Genomic DNA, 18,343 nt, shown 5'->3' on the forward strand with positions numbered 1-18,343 from the left:
AATTTCCGGTTATAAAAATAACATTACCGGATCTACTAAAAATTATAACAATGAAAAAACTAACTTTAATTGCTGCTGCAGCATTATCTCTTATTGCTTGTCAAAACGATCATTTAGCGGATTCTTCTACACCATTCGAAATGCAGTCTGCTTCTGCTGAATATATTACGGCTTCTGCACTTCCGGTAACATCTGTAAGTGGTGACATTACTTCAAACACTACTTGGAGCGGAGTAGTAGAGATCAACGGTATTGTTACTGTAAAGAATGGTGCTAAATTAACAATCCAGCCTGGAACTTTCATTAAAGCAAAACCTAACACAACGAATACACCTACAGGGGTTCTTGTGATCTCTAAAACTGGTAAAATAGATGCTACCGGTACAGCAACACAGCCGATTATTTTTACAAGTTATAAACTGTTAGACGGAGATGAAAACACAACGGCTGCTCCTGGTGATTTTGGAGGTGTTATTATGCTAGGTGATGCTCCGGCAAACACACCTGATACTAAGACTATCGAAGGATTAACCGGTTCTGATTTTTATTACGGAGGTACCAATGCTGCTCACAACGGAGGTATATTGAAGTATGTTCGTATTGAATTCGCCGGATTCGATCTTTTGGCTCCAAACTCAGGAAATGAGATCAACGGGCTTACTTTAGGTGCTGTAGGAAACGGAACTACTTTAGACCACATCCAGGTATCTTATGGGAAAGATGACTCTTTCGAGTTCTTCGGAGGTACTGTGAATGCATCTAATCTTGTTTCTTTTGCTCCGGATGATGACAACTTTGATTTTGACAACGGATACACAGGAACTATCACTTGTGCACTTGCTTTGGCAGACAACAATTCTACACACAGCCTTAGCGGTGGTGTTTCCGATACCAACGGTATTGAGCTGGATAACAACTCAACAGGTACTGCTACACCACTTATCACAAATCCTGTGATCAACAATCTTACTATCGTAGGATCTCGTACTAATGTGTTATACTCTTCATCAACACCTTCCGGACCATTATATGAAAATGGTATCCACATCAGAAGAGCAGGAAAATTAACATTGAATAATGCTGTTGTTACAGGGTATCCTACAGGAATCAAAGTAGAAGGAACAGGTTCTGAACTGTCTTCAGCTTCTACTTTAAACACAATCAAAGTACACGGATTTACAACTTCTGTTACAGGTACAGGAACTGCGGGAATCCCTGCTGCCAACCTGTTGGTAGGAAGTACAGCTTCAGCTTGGGGAATGACTCAGCCATTCTTCAACGTAGGACCATGGAACGTGGCACCTAGAAACTGTGGAGACTACCAGGGAACTTGGACGAAATATAACTTCTCTATTGTAGAATAATTTTAAATGCAGGGGAAGCTTCCATGTCTTTCCCTGCTTTTTATTTCAAAAATCTCTAATAATCTGTATTATGAAAAAACTATTTTTATTATCTGTTGTATTGCTTTCACAGGCTGTTGCTGCGCAGTCTCTGGTATGGAGCAATTCTTTTGATACCCCTGCTGACCTTCAGGGATGGACCACTCATGATCTGAACAATAATGGAAACGGATGGGTTCAGGGACAGAATATCTATTATAATGGAACAAATGCCCTTACTTACGGTACTGCAGGAGTGCTCCGATATTCAGTAAGCCTGGTTCCCAGCGGAAATGCTGCAGGTTTTGCTACTGAAAACGACTGGATTATCTCCCCACCGATTGATCTGCAGGGAGCATCAGGAACAATCAGTCTGGCTGCTTATATCGGAAGGCAGAGAACTACCCATTTTAATATTGGACGCGATCTTTTTATTTATGTAAGCACTCCTCAGAAACCGGTCCCGGAATTGGCAGATTTCCAGGCTATGACGGTGGATGCAGGAGGAAATGATATTCCAAGCCCGTACAGCATTATTGCCGGAACTGTAGCGAATCCTTTCCCTAATGATCTGACCCAGTTTAACGAAAGTATTATTGATATATCAGCCTTTGCGGGTAAAAAGATCTATATCGGAATATGGTCCAACAGAAAGCCAAGCGGGAATAACCTCCAGAATATCAATATCGATGAAATGGCGATTTATGCTTCCACATTCCTTGACACAAAAGAAGTAAAGAAGAAAGAAAATTTAACGAAAATCAAAGAAAACCCTGTAAAGGAAATTCTTCAGCTACAATTAAATCCAGGTTTAAAAGAACATATGACGACGGTTTCTATCTATAATGTGGCCGGGCAGAAAGTGCTTTCGGCTCAATACAGCAGATCAGTCAATGTAGCATCATTGCAGGCCGGAATGTACATTGCTGAAGTTTCTGACGGAAAAACAATGGAAAAACTGAAGTTTATCAAAAAATAATCACACCGTTTATCAATTTAACCTTCAGAATATTCTGCAGGAATTAACCATGAAAACTTAATCGGTCAAACACGTTTGAAGCTTCCCCGCAAAAACCGTTTGATCATAAACATATCCAACTTAGTTTTTTTTATAATTATTATGTTGTCCCGTACTTTCACCGGGCGGGACAATATTTCTGAGTTTAGATTTTTTAATTTAAAATAATATAGATGAATAAGTTCATTGCACTTGTGTTTTTTACATTGCTTATTTCCTGTTCAGACAGCAGCGTGATGCAGCCGTTTGATAAGTCCCAGAAGCCGGCTGAGGTGAATATCAAAGGATATTCGAAGCCGGATATGATCCAGCTGAGACTGAACGGAACACCCATATCTATTGATGGAAATACTTCTTATACCAATACTATAGAAACAAGACTTGATTTTGTTCTGGATGAAGGAGAAACAGACAGGCTTGGAATCTACAATAATGAAACAGGTACCGAAATTGCCCATTACAATATCACCTACGACAATGTCAGTGATTACAAAACCCTGAATTTTTTCAATCTTCCCGGAATCTTTCTTCAGGCATCCGTGGTTAAGCCGCAGATCAACCTTGGGAAAGTAGGCTTTGAATTCATTTTTCCCAATCTGGGTGAATACTCAGGGAGTTCACTCTCCAGTGTGAAGGGGATTCTGAAAAGAGAAAACGGAGCCGTGCTTGCAGAATTTACCGATATCGGGAAGAAAAATTTTACAGACGTAAAGATCTATAATTTTTTCAGTAATACAGCTCCTGTCTACCTTGAACTGTATAAACCGGATAGCTCTTCGCCATATACCGGATCTGAAATCATTAAAGTAAAAATAAAACAGAATATGGGAGCCAATCTTATCATTCTTCAGGAAAAAATGGAAAATGGTATCCTGACGGTTAAAGGAGAGATTGATGTGGCAGATTATCTGTAATGATGGACAATTTTATGAAGAAATATTTTAATTTTCTATGGCTGTTCTCGGCAATTTCCATGCTGACCTTATCATGCAGCCGTAATGATGATGAGGGCGTTCCGCGTTTCCCGGAAGGAAGCAGGGAATCTGTAAACCAATGGGTGCAGGACAGCATGCGAAGGTATTATTACTGGGCAGACCAGATGCCCGCCAAACCGGATTACCATCTGCCGGTGAAGGATTTTTTTAAAAGTCTTTTATCCTCACAGGACAGGTTTTCATTTGCTGTAGATACCCAGGATCCTTCTTCTTATCCGCGTTCCGTCCGGAATATGTATGGTTTTGATTATGCCGTCATACAGCTGGCTAATGGAAGCGTTGTAACCACCGTAAAGCTTGTTATGAAAAACTCACCGGCATTCAGTTCCGGTCTGGAAAGAGGGATGATGATCACGAAGATCAACGGTAAAGCAATTACAGCAGCCAATGCGGAAGAATTGACTTCATCAATTAAAGATCAGACGGTCATAGAATTAACGGTTGGGACGTGGGAAAATGATGCCGTTGCAAATGAAAAGAACATCACGGTCTACTACGGGTATTCCTTTGAACAGCCTCTGGAATCTAAAATATTTGAAAAAAACGGTAAAAAGACAGGATATCTTTACATCTATGATTTTCCGGACGGAATGACTCCTGCTCTGAATCAGAAGTTTGCAGGTTTCAAAGCAGCCGGAATACAGGAGCTTATCATCGATATCCGGTACAATTATGGTGGGTCCGTCGCTTCAGCAGCGGCGCTGTGCTCATTGATCCCTTCCGGAATTTCCGCATCCTCGCCATTTATTGTCTACAGGGGAAACAAAAACGGAGGTGAAGTAAAACGAACATTTGCCCAGCAGATTGATTATGATCCTAATGCCCTTGATTTCAATACTCTGCGTGCGAATGCTCTGGGATTGGGTAAAGTTTATATTCTTACCTCAACAAGCACGGCATCTGCCTCGGAGATCGTGATCAATAACCTAAAACCTTATATGGAGGTCATTCAGGTAGGAGGCGTGACATTGGGTAAAGATATGGCCGGATTTATGGTGGAAGACAAAAGAAAACCCAAAAAAATATCGTGGCAGCTTCATCCGGTTATTTATAAAGTTTTCAATGCAGATGGGGAAGGCGCTTACGGCAACGGAATTCCCCCACAGATTGCAGCCGGTGAATACGCTTCGCTGCCGCTGCTTCCGCTGGGAGATCCGGAAGAAACCTTAATTTCATCCGCCCTGAACCATATTTATTCAAAATCAGCAGGCAAGAATACTTTGGATCAAAGTGTTAAGATTTTATTTCAGAGTGATACGCCTTCTGCAGCCATCGGAAAGTGACCATTTTTTAATTTTTTAATACATTAAACCAACAGCCATGCAGGGAATAGAACCAAAATTTCACAGCAGCATTACAGACCGTATGGAATATTACCGGGGCCTGCTGAAAAAAGCGGCCGGGGATCCGGATATCCAGCCTTCTGACATGATTTCTAAGGTCTCGGAATTAAGTGAACTCTATGAGGATTATCTGGCTCAAAAGAGGCAGCTGGAAAGAAGCATAAAAAATTACAGACAGTATCACAATGATCTGAGAAAACAGCTGACCCTGAGAGTCAAAGAATTGAAAAGAAAGGTAAAACAAAGGTGATTATGTGAATCATTGAAAGTTGTTGTATGGTTGAGTTGAAAACTTCAAATAAATAAAACCGGAGCAAAAACATTTTTACTCCGGTTCGATTATTATTTTTGTCCTTTAATTATATGATCATTATTTCAGGACCGGTCTAAGAAGAAATTAAAGTAAATCTGCATTCCATCCCGCAGGGAAGCAATAGCTTTCTTCTGAATAAAAACACGTTTTTCCCGTAGCAGTTTCACATTGTTCCTGCGTAGCATAAGGACGGTATAACGGTGATCCAGGTCCCGGGCATCCTTCTTTAGTACCTCCTTTTACTGATTTTAGACCCTCTCTTGAAATTTTTTTAAGATTTTTCATGAATTAAATTTTTAGTTTTTCTTACTCTTTTATAAGCTTTTCAGATTCCGCTTTTAGTTATCCCAAATTAGTGATTTTTTTAATACGGAAACTAAATTAATATGAAAATACTTCATCATCAAGACATCGTTTTATATCCTATTTCAATTCAGAATTTTCATTTTGCCTGGCTGCCGTAATTTTTTCTTCAATCAACCTCCAGTCATAAAAATGGAAAACTCTGCCATTACTCATGGCGACAAATATTCCCTTTGGGAAATTGGGACCCAGATTCACATTCGTTACTTCTGAGCCGTCACTTTCACTGGTGGAAACAGGAATTTCAGCCATTTTTCCCTTGGCGGGATCTTCTCTCAGATACACGTTAAAAGTATCTCTTTGCTGATTGGAAACCAGAATATATCCTGTTTTTTCTGAAGTAGGATAAACAGAAATTCCTTCCACATCAGATGTAAAGTCACCTTTTCCGAAAACCAGAAGTTCCTCATTCCCATTGGCCGGATCTGCATAATACTGATGCACCCCGAACTGCTCGTCAGAATAATAAATATAGCCCATTTCATCATCTACAGCGATACTTTCAATCTCTTTCAGACCACTGTATTTTCCAAACTTCCGGATGACTTCACCGGTTATTTTTCCCTTTTTTTCAGAAAGCTTATACTGCCACAGATAACCGTCAGCCGGGCCGGATTTTCTTCCCACAACAACATGTATTTCTCCTGATACAGGGTTTTGGTACATGGAAATTCCCATCGGATCGCGTTGCGTTTCACCGTCAAATACCGTAAATCCACCCACTTCCTTCAGATCCGGAAGACTGTAAAGCTTTACCATATTGGTTTCCCTTTCCGTCACAGCGGCAATATCGGTTTTCTTTCCGTTCAGCATAAAGCCGTATTCAATATCTACATTGTTCGGGCGTTTCAGTCCTGAAACTTTATTGATGATTTTTCCGTTCAGATCAAAGGCATACAGTCCGCCATCAGTATCCTTATCAGTTCCGATAATAATACTTTTGGAAGCATCCGCAGGATTGATCCAGATGGCAGGATCATCGGTATCATGAACTACCGTTTCTGTAATAACAGAAGGCTTTATGTTTTTCCCTAAATTTTGCGTGCTGCAGCTCACTACAAAAGGTAAGACTGATATGGCTACAATAAATGGTAACTTTTTCATACGTTTAAAAATCAAATTTCAATCCTAAAGTGAATCGCGGTCTGTAATATTCCACCTGTGCGGTTCTGCTTTGGATTCCCTGGTAATACCGTAACGGCTGGTTCGTCAGATTATTGGCTTCGGCGAAAACCCTGAGCTGGCTGGTAATTTTATAAGATGCATTCGCATCAAGGAAGACCTGCTTGTCATAATAACGGTCTTCAAATGATTTTCCACCCAGCTCATCAATATAATCAGATGCGTAATTCATAGAAACCCTTGCTGAGAAACGTTTATTTTCCCACGAAAGAGATCCGTTGAACATATGCGGGGCAGCTCCCGGAAGTCCTACATCTGTTCGCTCCACGCCATCTTCATTTGTGATTCCTTTCGCTTTTGATTGGGTATATGTATAATTAACATACACTCCAAGGCCTTTCCAGAATGCTCCCGGAATAAAGTCAAGCTGACGTTGAAGAGCAACTTCAAAACCATAAATATTTACATGGTCCCCATTACGCTGCTGTGTAAATCTCCAGTTATTTTCTCCCGCAGGAATAGGATTGGACTGTCCTGCAAAATCATTTGAGAAATCAACGGATGTATAATTTCTTCTCGAATAAGTATAAATAAAATCCTTAAGATTCTTATAAAAAAAACCTCCGGAAAGAATTCCAACCGATTTAAAATATTTCTCCGCCATAAAATCGAAATTATAAGCGTAGGTTGCCTTTAAATCCGGATTCCCTGCAGCAATGGTTTCATCCCCGGAAATAACGTTAAGATAAGGAACCAGCGAATAATAGTTCGGACGGGCCAAAGCTGTTGTAAATGCCGCACGCAATATAAGATCCTTAACAGGAACATATTTGAAAGACAAATTCGGGAGTACATTGGTATAAGTGTTCGTACGGTTGATCCTTCCTGCCAGATCTTCCTCGTCCAATACATAATTTCCGGTATAGTCAATTTTTGTGGTTTCAACACGTGCTCCTGCGATCATTGAGAATGTATCGCTGAAATCCTGGTCCCATCTGATGTATCCGGCATAGATATTTTCTTTGGCCGTATAATTACTCGAAAGGAATTCTTCAGGCTTCAGCTCACCTTTAAATAAATTGGGATTGAACAGGTCCAGGCCACCGATGTATGACGGATCTACGAAAGTTCCCGGAACATAATTTCCCGGCTGGAAGTTTTGACCGTCAAAATGAACCGTAGGAACAGATAACAGGCTTCCCATATCATTCAAAGGCTCAAAAGCATAATAATCATTATTCCGTTCTTTTTCCTTTAAACGGAGACGTACACCTGCACGAAGTCTGCCTTTCTGATTTTCGATCACAGAAAACGGAAAACGGACATTGACCTTTGCTCCAAACTCCTTTTCCTGGGTAAAACTGTTGGAATCTGAAAGATCACTTAACTTATAAACACCTAAATTGTCGGCAGAAAGGGGAGTAATTATCGGCCTTTCCGGATCGCTGAGGTCTGAAGAGAAATTCATTTTTCCGTTCTCAAACTCTATATAGCGCTCATGAGGTTTCTTTTCACTTGCCGTTGCATAGTTCATAGACCAGTCAAGATCGATCTTTGATCCCAGAAGATGTTCCCCTCTTAAAGCATAGTTCTGCACTTTCTGTCTTTCCAGACGCGTATTGTCATTATCCGCATCTCCGCCTTTATTCTGCCTTGTGATGCTGCCTTTCCAGCCTGTAATTTCGGTTTCTTCATCATTATAGACCGGCTTTACTTTATAGCCTAAAGCAAATCTGTTCTCTTTATCAGTTCTGAAATTATACATTGCTGAAGCATAGATCTTGTTTTTGGAATTGAATTCATAATCCATATTCAGATCAAAACTGTGTCTTATACGGTGTTCATTATAATAACGGACTCCCATTTTGCTGATATAAGCAGTTTGTGCAGCATCATCTGCAATACTCCAGGTCGGTTCTATATTATCCGAGCCAAAATTATTATTGTTATAGGAAAAACTGAAAACAGCGCCCAGTTTTTTATTTAAAAAACGGTTTCCATATACCAAACCGGCTGTATAATTACCTTTTTCACGGATCGGATTGTAACCTCCCGCCAGAGTTGCAGAAATCCTCTGCCCGTTAGGTGAAGCCCTTGTGATAAGGTTTACCGAACCACCGATAGCATCAGCATCCATATCGGGAGTAAGGGTTTTATTAACTTCGATAGTAGAGATCATATCCGAAGGGATCAGGTCCATCTGAACATTCCTGTTGTCACCTTCAGCAGATGGAATTCTGTCACCGTTTAGCGTAACAGAATTAAGGTTGGGTGCCAACCCCCTTATGATAAGATTCCTGGCTTCTCCCTGGTCATTCTGTATCGTAATTCCGGGAACACGCTTCAAAGCATCACCAATATTGGCATCAGGAAAACGTCCGATCTGGTCGGAAGAGATCACATTGGTGATATTGGCATTGTTTTTCTGCTTGCTCAATGCTCTTGCCTGGTTTTTCAGTGTGGATCCGCTCACGACCACTTCTGCAATCGCTGTTTCTTTTCTTGCAAAAATGATATTCTGTTTTGTGTTCTTTTCAGACTCAACCGTTACACTGTATTCTCTGGTTCCATAGCCCAGATAATCTACTGTCATGGTATAACTTCCTGCAGGAACATTCAGGAAAACAAAATTACCATGATCATCCGAAGTTGTATAGATATTTCCCGGAGCCAGAGAAATTCTGGCACCCGGCAGGGATAATTTGGAATCATCATTGATATTTCCGGAAACAGTACCGGTTTGCGCATAGAAAAAAATGGCTGCACAAAATAAAACGGAGGTAAAAATCTTCTTCACTTTATAACTGTATATTAAGTCGGAACAAAATTAAACGTCTGTTTGGGAGATAGCCTGAATTATAGATTACGATTCTTTTAAGGATTTATGAACAGATACATCAGGATTACTTTCCCGTAAAGTGATAAAGCATCACTGTCACTTATCTTTACATAAAAAAGCTGCGTCAAAAGTATTAATCCTTTGACGCAGCTTGGGCTGTTATTTCTTATTTCTGTTCTATCGAAGGAACATTAGTGATCACTTTCCATTTCCCGTTCTCCCGGACACAGGTGATAAGCGATGAAAACCTGAGGGCCGGACTTTCCAGGGAAACCTGAGCGTACGCAATATTATTTTTCCGTTCCAAAGAATGATAAAGAACTGTTCTCGGTTTCCCGCCAAAAACTTTGTCGCGAACCAGCTGAATATACTCTTCTTTAGAAATGACAAAAATTCCAGGTTGATCAAAAAATCCGTCCTGTATGTTTTGGTAATTTCGATGAAGAATCTGTTCTAAAAGGTTGGTATCATTGGTATCCCCACCTTTAATGAACTTTTCTATAGCTTGTCTGATCTCTTCCATGATTAATTTAAATAGTTAAAAATTGAGGCTTCTGTTAATTCTGTTTTCTTTGAAATCTGATCCGAGGCAGCAGTACCTTCCAAAGGAAAATAGCTGATGTCAGTAATTCCCAGATGATTCAGGATGCTGGTTAAATGAGTTTCAAGAGGATTCATTCCGCCGGGTAACGAGTGAATACCGCCCATGACAGAAATGATATGTGCTTTCTTATCTGAAAGCAGGCCTTTAATGCCTTGGTCATAGGTAAACGTTTTCTTAGTTCTGATTACAAGATCAAAATAAGCTTTCAGCGAAGAAGGAATCCCATAATTGTACATAGGGCAGGTGATCAGGATCTCACTGCTTTTGTAAAGCTCATCAATCAAATTGTCGGACAGAAGAAGATCTTCGGTATACAGATTTTCATTCAAAAATGCATCATAAGTCTGCTGGGTGAGGTGAGGCGTCATTTTTCTGGCAGTATCTCTTTCAATAACCGATCCGTCCGGATGTTTCAGAATCCACTGTTTTACAAAATAATCGCCTATACGGCGTGAATAGGAATCGTTAAGCCTAAGGCTGCTGTCGATTCGGAGGAGTGTGTTCATACTTTTTTTCTTTAAAGACACACCCGACTTCCAAAACGTGACAAAGATGATTAGAAAATTGAGAATTGACCCTTAAATTAATTAATCCTTTTCAACTTTTCAGGATCTACAATAGAATAAATTTCTCTGATCAGTCCATGCTCATTGATATCCAGAATATGGCAGTTGTATATACGGTCTCCCTGCCAGAAGCACAAAGCAGGCTGATGATTGAAAACATTAAAAGTAAAAGGTTTCCCTGAAAGAAACTGCTGTTGCACGTAAGCGAGAAGAGATGCCGTTGCCATTCTGCCGGTTTCTACGGCTTTGATGACACGTATACGTTTCCCACCGTCTGCAGAAAGCCTGATGTCATCTATCAGAAGCTCTTCGATTCTGGAAATGTTTCCTTCACTTAATGCCGTCTGATATTTGTGGAGTATATCGGTATCCGTGGAGTTTGCAGTATCAGGAGCATATTTTATATCTTGCAGCTGTTTTCCTGCACGGCTCAGCAGCTGACGTGAATTATCAATGGAAATATCCAGGATTTCAGCAATTTCCTGATGAGAATAGTCGAAAGCTTCTTTTAAAATATATACAGCTCTTTCTTTGGCATTCAGCTTTTCTAAAAGGACAAGAAGTGTATAGCGAGCCGTTTGCTCCTTGATCAGCTTATTCTCCGCATTGTCAAAGGACAGAGGTTCCGGAAGCCATTCCCCGTAAATCATTTTTTTACTGTGCCTGTTCTTAAAATTGATGGCGTGATTAACTGTACTTTTAATCAGGAAGTTAACCTCGTTCCTGATTCCGGATTTGTCTAAAGAAATATATTTTTCTATTACATCCTGAACAAGATCCTGCGAGTCTTCATAAGACCCTGTGATATTGTAAGCATAGGTAAGCAGTCTGCTGTAATTTTCCTGCATGATATTTCTTTTGAAGACAAACTTAATGAATAAAATGTGACAGTTCTTTTCAAAAATGTTAGATTTTTTAATTGAAATAAAATCCCAATGGCGAAATATTTAGAATTTTTTGGCAATTTGCATCCTGAACAATATTAGCCAGAGAATAGAAAGGAATGATAGAATAAATTCCTGAAATCTTATCCGGTAGAGGGATTGAAGTTCCGGGAGATCCTTTATGAAACAGATTTTACCTTTATTTTGGATCAAATGAAAAAGCTCTCAGATAGATTCATTAAAACTAAAATTAAAGAAAAGTATGGATGAAGCATGTTCAAGAGAATTAATTAAGCTGGCTGAAAAAGATCTGTCAGTTAGAGAGAAACTGGCTTCTGAGGGAAAACTTTCCAACGGCTATCATCCCGAAATGGAACAGGTTCACAGACAAAATGCAGAAAAGCTTCGGGAAATTATCGGGAAAATAGGGTTTCCTACGATTTCAAAAGTGGGGGATAAGGTCAGCGACGCTGCATGGCTTATTATTCAGCATTCTATTGGTGAGCCTGAATTTATGAAAGAATGCTATAACATGATGATTGAAAATAGAAGTGATATCAATCCTTTAAACATTGCTTATCTGTACGACAGAATCCAGGTTTTTCAGAGCCAGCCCCAAAAATACGGAACACAGCTGACTGAAGAAAGACTGCCATATCCGGTAGAAAGTAAAAATAAACTGAACGAAGAACGCCTGAAAATGAATTTGAAACCTTTTTCTCAGGAAGAAATCAACAGGATTCCCGGTATAGAAAAGATGACTGAAATAGATGCAAAAGATGCTGGTTATACGGCATGGAGAATAAAAACAGGATGGATATTGGCACCTTAAATGTATCAATTGGTTTATTGAGCTCATATTTTTTACTAAGAGCTGAAAAAATATTTTGTCAGTTTCAAAAAAACTTTATATATTTGCACCACTTAAAACAACGGTATAGCCGTTATTCAGGAGAGATGGCAGAGTGGTCGATTGCGATAGTCTTGAAAACTATTGACTGTAACAGGTCCGGGGGTTCGAATCCCTCTCTCTCCGCAAGCAAGCTTTTCTAAAGTTTTAAAAAGCGTCAAAAAATATAAAAACCTGAAAATCATTGATTTTCAGGTTTTTTATTTATGGATATTGCCCAAATTAATAATTTCCGAACCGGATTGCAATTATTCAATTCAATTTCAATAAGAAATCACTCAATTACACCTTGAAACTCTTGTCGCAATTCTATTGACAATTGCTGTAAACAGGAGATATAACTAAATTACTATATTAACTGATATTGGCTTATTAATTGATATTAAATTTTAATTTTTAATTATTGATGAACAGATCGATCGTAATTCTTATTTTCTTTTTAAATTGTTCTTTCTTTTTGAATGCACAGGAAAGAAAGGATTCTCTTTACTATAAAATTGAAAATTTTTCTGACAAAAGAAAAGTTACCAAATTTATTCACCGTTTCATATTTCGTAGGGAAGCTGATTCTGCATCTGTTAAAACAAGAACTGAGAAACTTTTACAAAAGACTCACAATGGAAAATATATCAGAAATATCAGGATAGAAACAATTGACCCGTTTGGATACGGTTCAAAAGAGAAAAAAGAAAAATCCAGATGGTATGATTGGTTCACAAATCATCTTCATGCCAATACACGAACCTCTACTGTTAATCATTATTTACTTTTTCAGGAAGGTGAAGAATATAATGCCCAGAAACTTTATGAATCTGAACGTTTGCTAAGGGCAATGCCTTTTATAAACAGGGTGAATATTAGTGTTTCCGACAGTACTTCCAGCAAAGATTCTATTGATGTTGTGGTAAAAGTTCTCGATTCCTGGAGTTTAAAGCCGAGAGTCAGCTATTCAGGAAGTAAAATTGGTTTGGGTGTTACCGAAGAAAATCTTTTGGGACTGGGACACGAATTGAATCTACTTTATAGAAATGATTCCAAAGAAAAGCAGGACTATCTTTTGGGGAGTTACACGGCATTTAACCTTTGGGGCTCTTATATTAATGCCCAGATATTGGGTGAACGGGATTTTTTGAAAAATGAAAGAATTAATTTCAATGTCAGAAGAGATTTTTTCTCGCCCCTTACAAAATGGGCGGGTGGTTTCACTTTCGAATATTTTATGCGGAATGTTTCACTTCCAATAGAAACAGCCACTACTTTTCCGGAAGTTCAGATCAAGGTATACAGCCAGGATTTATGGGGTGGTTATCAAATCCCTGTTTCAGCTGATTCAAATGAAAAGGTCGACAGCAATATTGCATTGATAGGAAGATTCCAGAATTATCAATATAAAGACAGTCCGGGAATCGACCAATATCAATATTTTAGTTCTTACAGCAGTTTTCTGATGTCTGCCGGTTTTATTCGCAGAAATTTTTCAGTTCAGAAGAATATTTTTCAATATAATTTGCCGGAGGATATTGCTTATGGTCATTCAATGAACCTTACGGCCGGAGTTTTATCAAGAAGTAATGAAGTGATGCCTTACGTGGGAGTTTCTGCATCATATGGTAATTTTATAAAGATTGGTTATTTCAATCTGAAAGCTCAGTTTGGAAGGTTTTTTAATGAAGACAGTCAGAACCGCGAGTCTTTTCGTTTGGATGGAACTTATTTTACCAATCTTATGGATTGGAAATTTGCCAAAGCAAGGCATTTCTTTTCTCCAACTTTAGCATTAGGAAATCCGCAGCATAATTATTCTTATAAAGACAGAATTAATCTCTCTTCTGCAGATGAATTTCCTGTGTATAATTCAGATTACATAGGCACAAAAAAATTGGTTTTGAGATATCAGCTTCAGCTTTTTATTAATAAAACCTGGAAGAATTTTCATTTCAGTCCTTATCTAACCGCAGCAGTCGGATGGCTGGGTATGCCTGATGATAAATTACTGAAAACAAAAAGTAACACTAAAATAGGCATTGGTGTTTTGATCAATAATCCGTATTTGGTTTTCAACAGAATACAAATTTCTTTTACTTACTATCCCCGCGTTCCTTTTGATAATAATTCAATTTTTGATTTTAACAGCAACCGGAACAATGTGTTGCCGGTGAATGACTTATCAACAGAAATCCCGCACTTTGTGAATTTCGGAAACTGATGATGTTATTTTATATTTAAAAAGAGCAGGTAACTTGACTGATTGAAGTTTTGTTCGATATTTAATAACACTTAAAAGTTTAATTACTTAAAAACAAGTTATGTCTTAATTTTTTAAATCCCCGGAAACAAAACCAGAGCAAACCGATTGGTGTATGTTGATATATGATTTATCTGGTTACCAATTTAACTAGCAGCAGCCCAGATTCATTCTGTGACGGACTTTACAATGTGTTTTTATGTTTCAATTTCTTTAAAGGTTTCTCAGAGGAAGTCCGGAATTTGTGTTGCCCCGAAACCGGAACGACATAATTAATTTAAAAAGTATTAAGAAAGAATATCAGTATTAAAATCTCTTCCTATATCGCAATCTAAAATAATCATGATTACCCATTGTATGTGATTCGAAACTATGAATGAAGGTAGCTTTATGGGTATTAAATTACGTACTTACTGTCTCTAATTTTCTGAAATTTAAATAATAGCATCATAAAACTACGATATATCGTAGTTTTTAAAATACACTTTATTGTTTAATTATTTGATTTATAGTATTTTAAATTTTTAGCGTACTTATTGAAATTAACTCTTTGAATTTAATTATCAATCAAAAAATTTAAAACAATGAGTACATTAAAATTAAAAGACGGTACAGAAATTTTCTACAAAGACTTTGGAAAAGGGCAACCTATCATGTTTCACCATGGATGGCCTTTATCATCTGATGACTGGGATGCTCAGATCATGTTCTTCCTGCAGAAAGGATATCGGGTAATCGCCTTCGACAGAAGAGGGCACGGACGTTCGGGCCAGACTACTACCGGACATGAGATGGAAACTTATGCCGCTGATGTTGCTGAACTGACAGCATATCTGGATTTAAAAGATGCGATCCACGTAGGTCATTCAACCGGTGGAGGAGAGGTGATCCGTTACGTCAACAAATATGGCAAAGACAGAGTTGCCAAAGCAGTTTTAATCAGTGCTGTTCCGCCAGTAATGGTAAAAAGTGAAAATAATCCTGATGGAGTTCCCATGGAGGTATTCGACGACATCAGAAACCAAACTCTTACCAACAGACAACAGTTCTATATCGATTTGACTGTTCCTTTTTATGGGTACAACAGAGAAGGTGCTGTGATAAAAGAAGGGGTGCAGAGAAATTGGTGGAGACAGGGAATGATGGGAAGTATTTTAGCCCACTACGAATGTATAAAAGCATTTTCAGAAACCGATTTTACGGAAGATTTAAAAGCTGTTGATATTCCTGTTTTAGTATTACACGGAGAAGATGACCAGATTGTACCTTATCAGAATGCAGGTGTAAAATCTGCCCAATTGCTGAAAAACGGCACATTGATTACTTATCCGGGATTCCCACACGGAATGCCAACTACGGAAGCAGAAACCATTAACAATGATATACTGGCATTTATAAAAAAGTAAAAGTTTTTTATTCAGTAGGTAAATAGTGATTTATTCTAATCCAGAAAATTTTTATGGAAAATTCAAATACAAAACAATCAGCATTTAATCCTGAAGATTTTTCAATTGTACCGGCTCGCAGTTTCGATCAACTGGCAGTAGGCGAGGTATTCAGAGCTCCAAGCAGAACGTTGACAGATGCTCATGCTTCAGCTTTTCAAACCGTATCATGTGATAACCACCCCATCCATTATGATGCGGAATATGCCAAAAGACAGGGACATGATGCACCGGTAGTTCATGGTTTACAGGTTTTGGCCTTTACTGCGCCTGGGGCAACCTTGCTGCCGCATTATTTCGGGAAGGTTTTCATCAGCTTTTTGGAACTCTCATGTAGTTTCTTGAAAGAAGTTCATTCGGGAGATACATTATATTCTTCGCTCACGATTACGGATCTTAGTCCGCAGGGAGATAACGGTATTGTGACGACAAAAGTAACAGTGTATAATCAAAAATCTGAACTTGTATTGGAAGGTCAGCATAAATACTTATTGAAGAGATAAATTATGACCTATCATAACAGTTAATAGCTGATATTCTCTTTTTGAATCCTCTGCCTCATCCTTCCACAGGAATAATCAGCTTTGGAACATGGAGCAGCGGATTTGAAAAAACTCTATCAATTCCCACAATACTTATTCGTTGGATGTGATTTTTTAAATACATCTCTAAATACTTTATATCATGAAAATTAAACCAATGATCAGTGCGGTTATTGTATTAACCACACTATTCGTTTCGTGCAACACGAAAGATAAATCGGAAAAAAATGCTGAAAAAACAGCTGCAGCAAGAGCTGAATATATTGAAGTTGAGCCCAATGTAAAACTGCATGTTACCGATCTGGGCCAAGGAAAGCCGGTTATTCTCATCCACGGGTATCCTTTGAGTGACGCTTCATGGGAGTATCAATATCATGCGTTGCTAAAAGAAGGTTACCGGGTAATCGGAATCACCTTGAGAGGTTTCGGACAGTCCGATAAACCTTATGGAAAATATAATTACGATCAATTTGCGGCTGACATCAAGGCTGTTCTTGATCAATTGGACATTAAGGATGCGACATTGGGTGGGCATTCTATGGGAGGTGCAATTGCCCTGCATTACGTGGCAAAATATAACAGTGCCCATGTAAGCAAATTGGCCTTATTTTCAGCCGCCGCTCCCTGCCATACCAAAAAAGCTGATTATCCCTATCCGTTTTTTACCAAAGAAGATATCTCTAAGTGGGTTGAACTAAACAATACCGACAGACCTGCATTACTGGCAGCCATCGGTGAAAAATTTGTGTATTCCCCGACTTCCGTATCTCCCGGAATCGGAGCCTGGCTGGGCAGTATCGAGATGCAGTCATCCCCGTATGCAATGGAACAGGCATTAATTGCTTTAAGAGATGAAGATTTGCGCGGTGATCTTCCAAAAATTAAAATCCCCACTTTAATTCTCCATGCGAAAGAAGACAAAATTGTGTCTTTTGCATTGGCGGAACAGATGCATAAAGCTATTTCAGGATCTCAGTTGGTTCCTTTTGACAAAAGCGGACACGCTTCATTCCTGGAAGAAAAAGATAAGTTTAATGCAGAATTCATCAAGTTTTTGAAACAATAAGTACAGTCAATACTTATTCATTTAACCAGAATAAATACATAATAATAAACAAATAAATTTATGAAACCATCAACCAAACTACTTTCTCCGGATAATCATGCACTCATATTGATTGATTTTGAAGGTCAAATGGCATTTGCCACCAAAAGCATCTCAATGAATGAGCTGCGTAATAATGTGGCTGTAATCTGCGGAGCTTCCAAAATATTTAACGTACCTACGATTGTAACGACGGTCGCTGAAGAAAGCTTTTCAGGACCGGTATTCCCTGAAATAGAAGAAGCATATCCTATAGCAACTTCGGGCTATATCGACAGAACAACAATGAATACGTGGGAAGATGAAGCAGCTTATAAAGCAATTGTAGCCACTCAGAAACAGAAGCTGGTTTTTGCAGGATTATGGACCGGGGTGTGCATCGTAGGACCTGCATTGTCCGCCCTTGAAGAAAACTATGATGTGTATGTTATTACTGATGCCTGTGGTGATGTAAGTGATGAAGCACATGAAAGAGCGATTCAGAGAATGATTCATGCAGGAGTAAAACCAATGACCTCCATCCAGTATATTTTAGAGCTTCAGAGAGATTGGGCACGTCAGGAAACCTATATTCCTGTGACTGATTTAATGAAGAAATACGGGGGTTCTTATGGATTGGGAATTCACTATGCTCATCATATGCTGAACCATTAATATTATAAAAATT

At 38.7% G+C, this 18,343-nt stretch carries 17 protein-coding genes and 1 tRNA gene; 12 read left to right on the forward strand and 6 right to left on the reverse strand.

Features of this window, described 5'->3' with window-relative positions; genetic code table 11:
- Window positions 1-50 precede the first annotated feature (50 nt).
- The 5 genes from AC4IFE_RS16660 (at window position 51) to AC4IFE_RS16680 (ending at window position 4,988) form a co-directional block, all read left to right on the forward strand.
- Window positions 51-1,364, forward strand: a complete 1,314-nt coding sequence (locus AC4IFE_RS16660) for a beta-helix domain-containing protein (RefSeq protein WP_490758268.1) — start codon at window positions 51-53, stop codon at window positions 1,362-1,364.
- 70 nt (window positions 1,365-1,434) lie between these two features.
- The gene (locus tag AC4IFE_RS16665) at window positions 1,435-2,361 is read left to right on the forward strand and encodes a T9SS type A sorting domain-containing protein (protein WP_490758269.1); all 927 of its coding nucleotides are present in this window, start codon (window positions 1,435-1,437) and stop codon (window positions 2,359-2,361) included.
- Window positions 2,362-2,573: 212 nt separating this feature from the next.
- Window positions 2,574-3,314: a hypothetical protein gene (locus AC4IFE_RS16670; RefSeq protein ID WP_490758270.1), complete on the forward strand. Its 741-nt coding sequence runs from the start codon at window positions 2,574-2,576 to the stop codon at window positions 3,312-3,314.
- Window positions 3,314-4,678: a S41 family peptidase gene (locus tag AC4IFE_RS16675; RefSeq protein WP_490758271.1), complete on the forward strand. Its 1,365-nt coding sequence runs from the start codon at window positions 3,314-3,316 to the stop codon at window positions 4,676-4,678. Before AC4IFE_RS16670 ends, AC4IFE_RS16675 begins: the two co-directional genes overlap by 1 nt.
- Before the next feature lie 37 nt (window positions 4,679-4,715).
- Window positions 4,716-4,988: a hypothetical protein gene (locus AC4IFE_RS16680; RefSeq protein WP_490758272.1), complete on the forward strand. Its 273-nt coding sequence runs from the start codon at window positions 4,716-4,718 to the stop codon at window positions 4,986-4,988.
- Between the two features lie 147 nt (window positions 4,989-5,135).
- On the opposite strand, the gene AC4IFE_RS16685 is transcribed toward AC4IFE_RS16680, so the two are convergent.
- From AC4IFE_RS16685 to AC4IFE_RS16710, 6 genes are all read right to left on the reverse strand, one after another.
- On the reverse strand, window positions 5,136-5,336 hold the full coding sequence (locus AC4IFE_RS16685; RefSeq protein ID WP_490758273.1) for a bacteriocin-like protein: 201 nt from the start codon (window positions 5,334-5,336) through the stop codon (window positions 5,136-5,138).
- 138 nt (window positions 5,337-5,474) lie between these two features.
- Window positions 5,475-6,518 carry a phytase gene (locus AC4IFE_RS16690; RefSeq protein ID WP_490758274.1) on the reverse strand — a complete coding sequence of 348 codons (1,044 nt, stop codon included), beginning with the start codon at window positions 6,516-6,518 and terminating at the stop codon, window positions 5,475-5,477.
- A gap of 4 nt (window positions 6,519-6,522) precedes the next feature.
- Window positions 6,523-9,333 (reverse strand): TonB-dependent receptor, encoded by a 2,811-nt coding sequence (locus tag AC4IFE_RS16695; protein WP_490758275.1) that lies wholly within the window; start codon window positions 9,331-9,333, stop codon window positions 6,523-6,525.
- A gap of 208 nt (window positions 9,334-9,541) precedes the next feature.
- On the reverse strand, window positions 9,542-9,898 hold the full coding sequence (locus tag AC4IFE_RS16700; protein ID WP_490758276.1) for a nuclear transport factor 2 family protein: 357 nt from the start codon (window positions 9,896-9,898) through the stop codon (window positions 9,542-9,544).
- Window positions 9,899-9,900: 2 nt separating this feature from the next.
- Entirely contained in the window at window positions 9,901-10,485 is a 585-nt protein-coding gene (locus tag AC4IFE_RS16705) for an FMN-dependent NADH-azoreductase (RefSeq protein WP_490758277.1), read from the reverse strand.
- Window positions 10,486-10,562: 77 nt separating this feature from the next.
- Window positions 10,563-11,393, reverse strand: a complete 831-nt coding sequence (locus AC4IFE_RS16710; protein WP_490758278.1) for a sigma-70 family RNA polymerase sigma factor — start codon at window positions 11,391-11,393, stop codon at window positions 10,563-10,565.
- 298 nt (window positions 11,394-11,691) lie between these two features.
- Here AC4IFE_RS16710 and AC4IFE_RS16715 point away from each other — a divergent pair, with 298 nt between their 5' ends.
- From AC4IFE_RS16715 to AC4IFE_RS16745, 7 genes are all read left to right on the forward strand, one after another.
- Window positions 11,692-12,261: a DUF6624 domain-containing protein gene (locus AC4IFE_RS16715; RefSeq protein WP_490758279.1), complete on the forward strand. Its 570-nt coding sequence runs from the start codon at window positions 11,692-11,694 to the stop codon at window positions 12,259-12,261.
- Between the two features lie 119 nt (window positions 12,262-12,380).
- Window positions 12,381-12,465: transfer RNA gene (locus AC4IFE_RS16720), tRNA-Ser, on the forward strand.
- 331 nt (window positions 12,466-12,796) lie between these two features.
- Window positions 12,797-14,545: a POTRA domain-containing protein gene (locus AC4IFE_RS16725; protein ID WP_490758280.1), complete on the forward strand. Its 1,749-nt coding sequence runs from the start codon at window positions 12,797-12,799 to the stop codon at window positions 14,543-14,545.
- Window positions 14,546-15,168: 623 nt separating this feature from the next.
- Window positions 15,169-15,990, forward strand: coding sequence for an alpha/beta fold hydrolase (locus AC4IFE_RS16730; protein ID WP_490758281.1), 822 nt, complete (start codon window positions 15,169-15,171; stop codon window positions 15,988-15,990).
- Window positions 15,991-16,043: 53 nt separating this feature from the next.
- Window positions 16,044-16,532, forward strand: a complete 489-nt coding sequence (locus AC4IFE_RS16735) for a MaoC family dehydratase (protein ID WP_490758282.1) — start codon at window positions 16,044-16,046, stop codon at window positions 16,530-16,532.
- Window positions 16,533-16,713: 181 nt separating this feature from the next.
- Window positions 16,714-17,637: an alpha/beta fold hydrolase gene (locus AC4IFE_RS16740; RefSeq protein ID WP_490758283.1), complete on the forward strand. Its 924-nt coding sequence runs from the start codon at window positions 16,714-16,716 to the stop codon at window positions 17,635-17,637.
- A gap of 60 nt (window positions 17,638-17,697) precedes the next feature.
- On the forward strand, window positions 17,698-18,330 hold the full coding sequence (locus AC4IFE_RS16745; RefSeq protein ID WP_490758284.1) for a hydrolase: 633 nt from the start codon (window positions 17,698-17,700) through the stop codon (window positions 18,328-18,330).
- Window positions 18,331-18,343 lie beyond the last annotated feature (13 nt).

The organism is Chryseobacterium sp. UF-81, from assembly GCF_058245105.1.

What these genes read in the sequence shown, in the direction of transcription:
- AC4IFE_RS16660 (WP_490758268.1), top strand. Translation starts at nt 51, where the DNA reads ATGAAAAAACTAACTTTAATTGCTGCTGCAGCATTATCTCTTATTGCT.
- AC4IFE_RS16665 (WP_490758269.1), top strand. Translation starts at nt 1,435, where the DNA reads ATGAAAAAACTATTTTTATTATCTGTTGTATTGCTTTCACAGGCTGTT.
- AC4IFE_RS16670 (WP_490758270.1), top strand. Translation starts at nt 2,574, where the DNA reads ATGAATAAGTTCATTGCACTTGTGTTTTTTACATTGCTTATTTCCTGT.
- AC4IFE_RS16675 (WP_490758271.1), top strand. Translation starts at nt 3,314, where the DNA reads ATGATGGACAATTTTATGAAGAAATATTTTAATTTTCTATGGCTGTTC.
- AC4IFE_RS16680 (WP_490758272.1), top strand. Translation starts at nt 4,716, where the DNA reads ATGCAGGGAATAGAACCAAAATTTCACAGCAGCATTACAGACCGTATG.
- AC4IFE_RS16685 (WP_490758273.1), bottom strand. Translation starts at nt 5,336, where the DNA reads ATGAAAAATCTTAAAAAAATTTCAAGAGAGGGTCTAAAATCAGTAAAA.
- AC4IFE_RS16690 (WP_490758274.1), bottom strand. Translation starts at nt 6,518, where the DNA reads ATGAAAAAGTTACCATTTATTGTAGCCATATCAGTCTTACCTTTTGTA.
- AC4IFE_RS16700 (WP_490758276.1), bottom strand. Translation starts at nt 9,898, where the DNA reads ATGGAAGAGATCAGACAAGCTATAGAAAAGTTCATTAAAGGTGGGGAT.
- AC4IFE_RS16705 (WP_490758277.1), bottom strand. Translation starts at nt 10,485, where the DNA reads ATGAACACACTCCTCCGAATCGACAGCAGCCTTAGGCTTAACGATTCC.
- AC4IFE_RS16710 (WP_490758278.1), bottom strand. Translation starts at nt 11,393, where the DNA reads ATGCAGGAAAATTACAGCAGACTGCTTACCTATGCTTACAATATCACA.
- AC4IFE_RS16715 (WP_490758279.1), top strand. Translation starts at nt 11,692, where the DNA reads ATGGATGAAGCATGTTCAAGAGAATTAATTAAGCTGGCTGAAAAAGAT.
- AC4IFE_RS16730 (WP_490758281.1), top strand. Translation starts at nt 15,169, where the DNA reads ATGAGTACATTAAAATTAAAAGACGGTACAGAAATTTTCTACAAAGAC.
- AC4IFE_RS16735 (WP_490758282.1), top strand. Translation starts at nt 16,044, where the DNA reads ATGGAAAATTCAAATACAAAACAATCAGCATTTAATCCTGAAGATTTT.
- AC4IFE_RS16740 (WP_490758283.1), top strand. Translation starts at nt 16,714, where the DNA reads ATGAAAATTAAACCAATGATCAGTGCGGTTATTGTATTAACCACACTA.
- AC4IFE_RS16745 (WP_490758284.1), top strand. Translation starts at nt 17,698, where the DNA reads ATGAAACCATCAACCAAACTACTTTCTCCGGATAATCATGCACTCATA.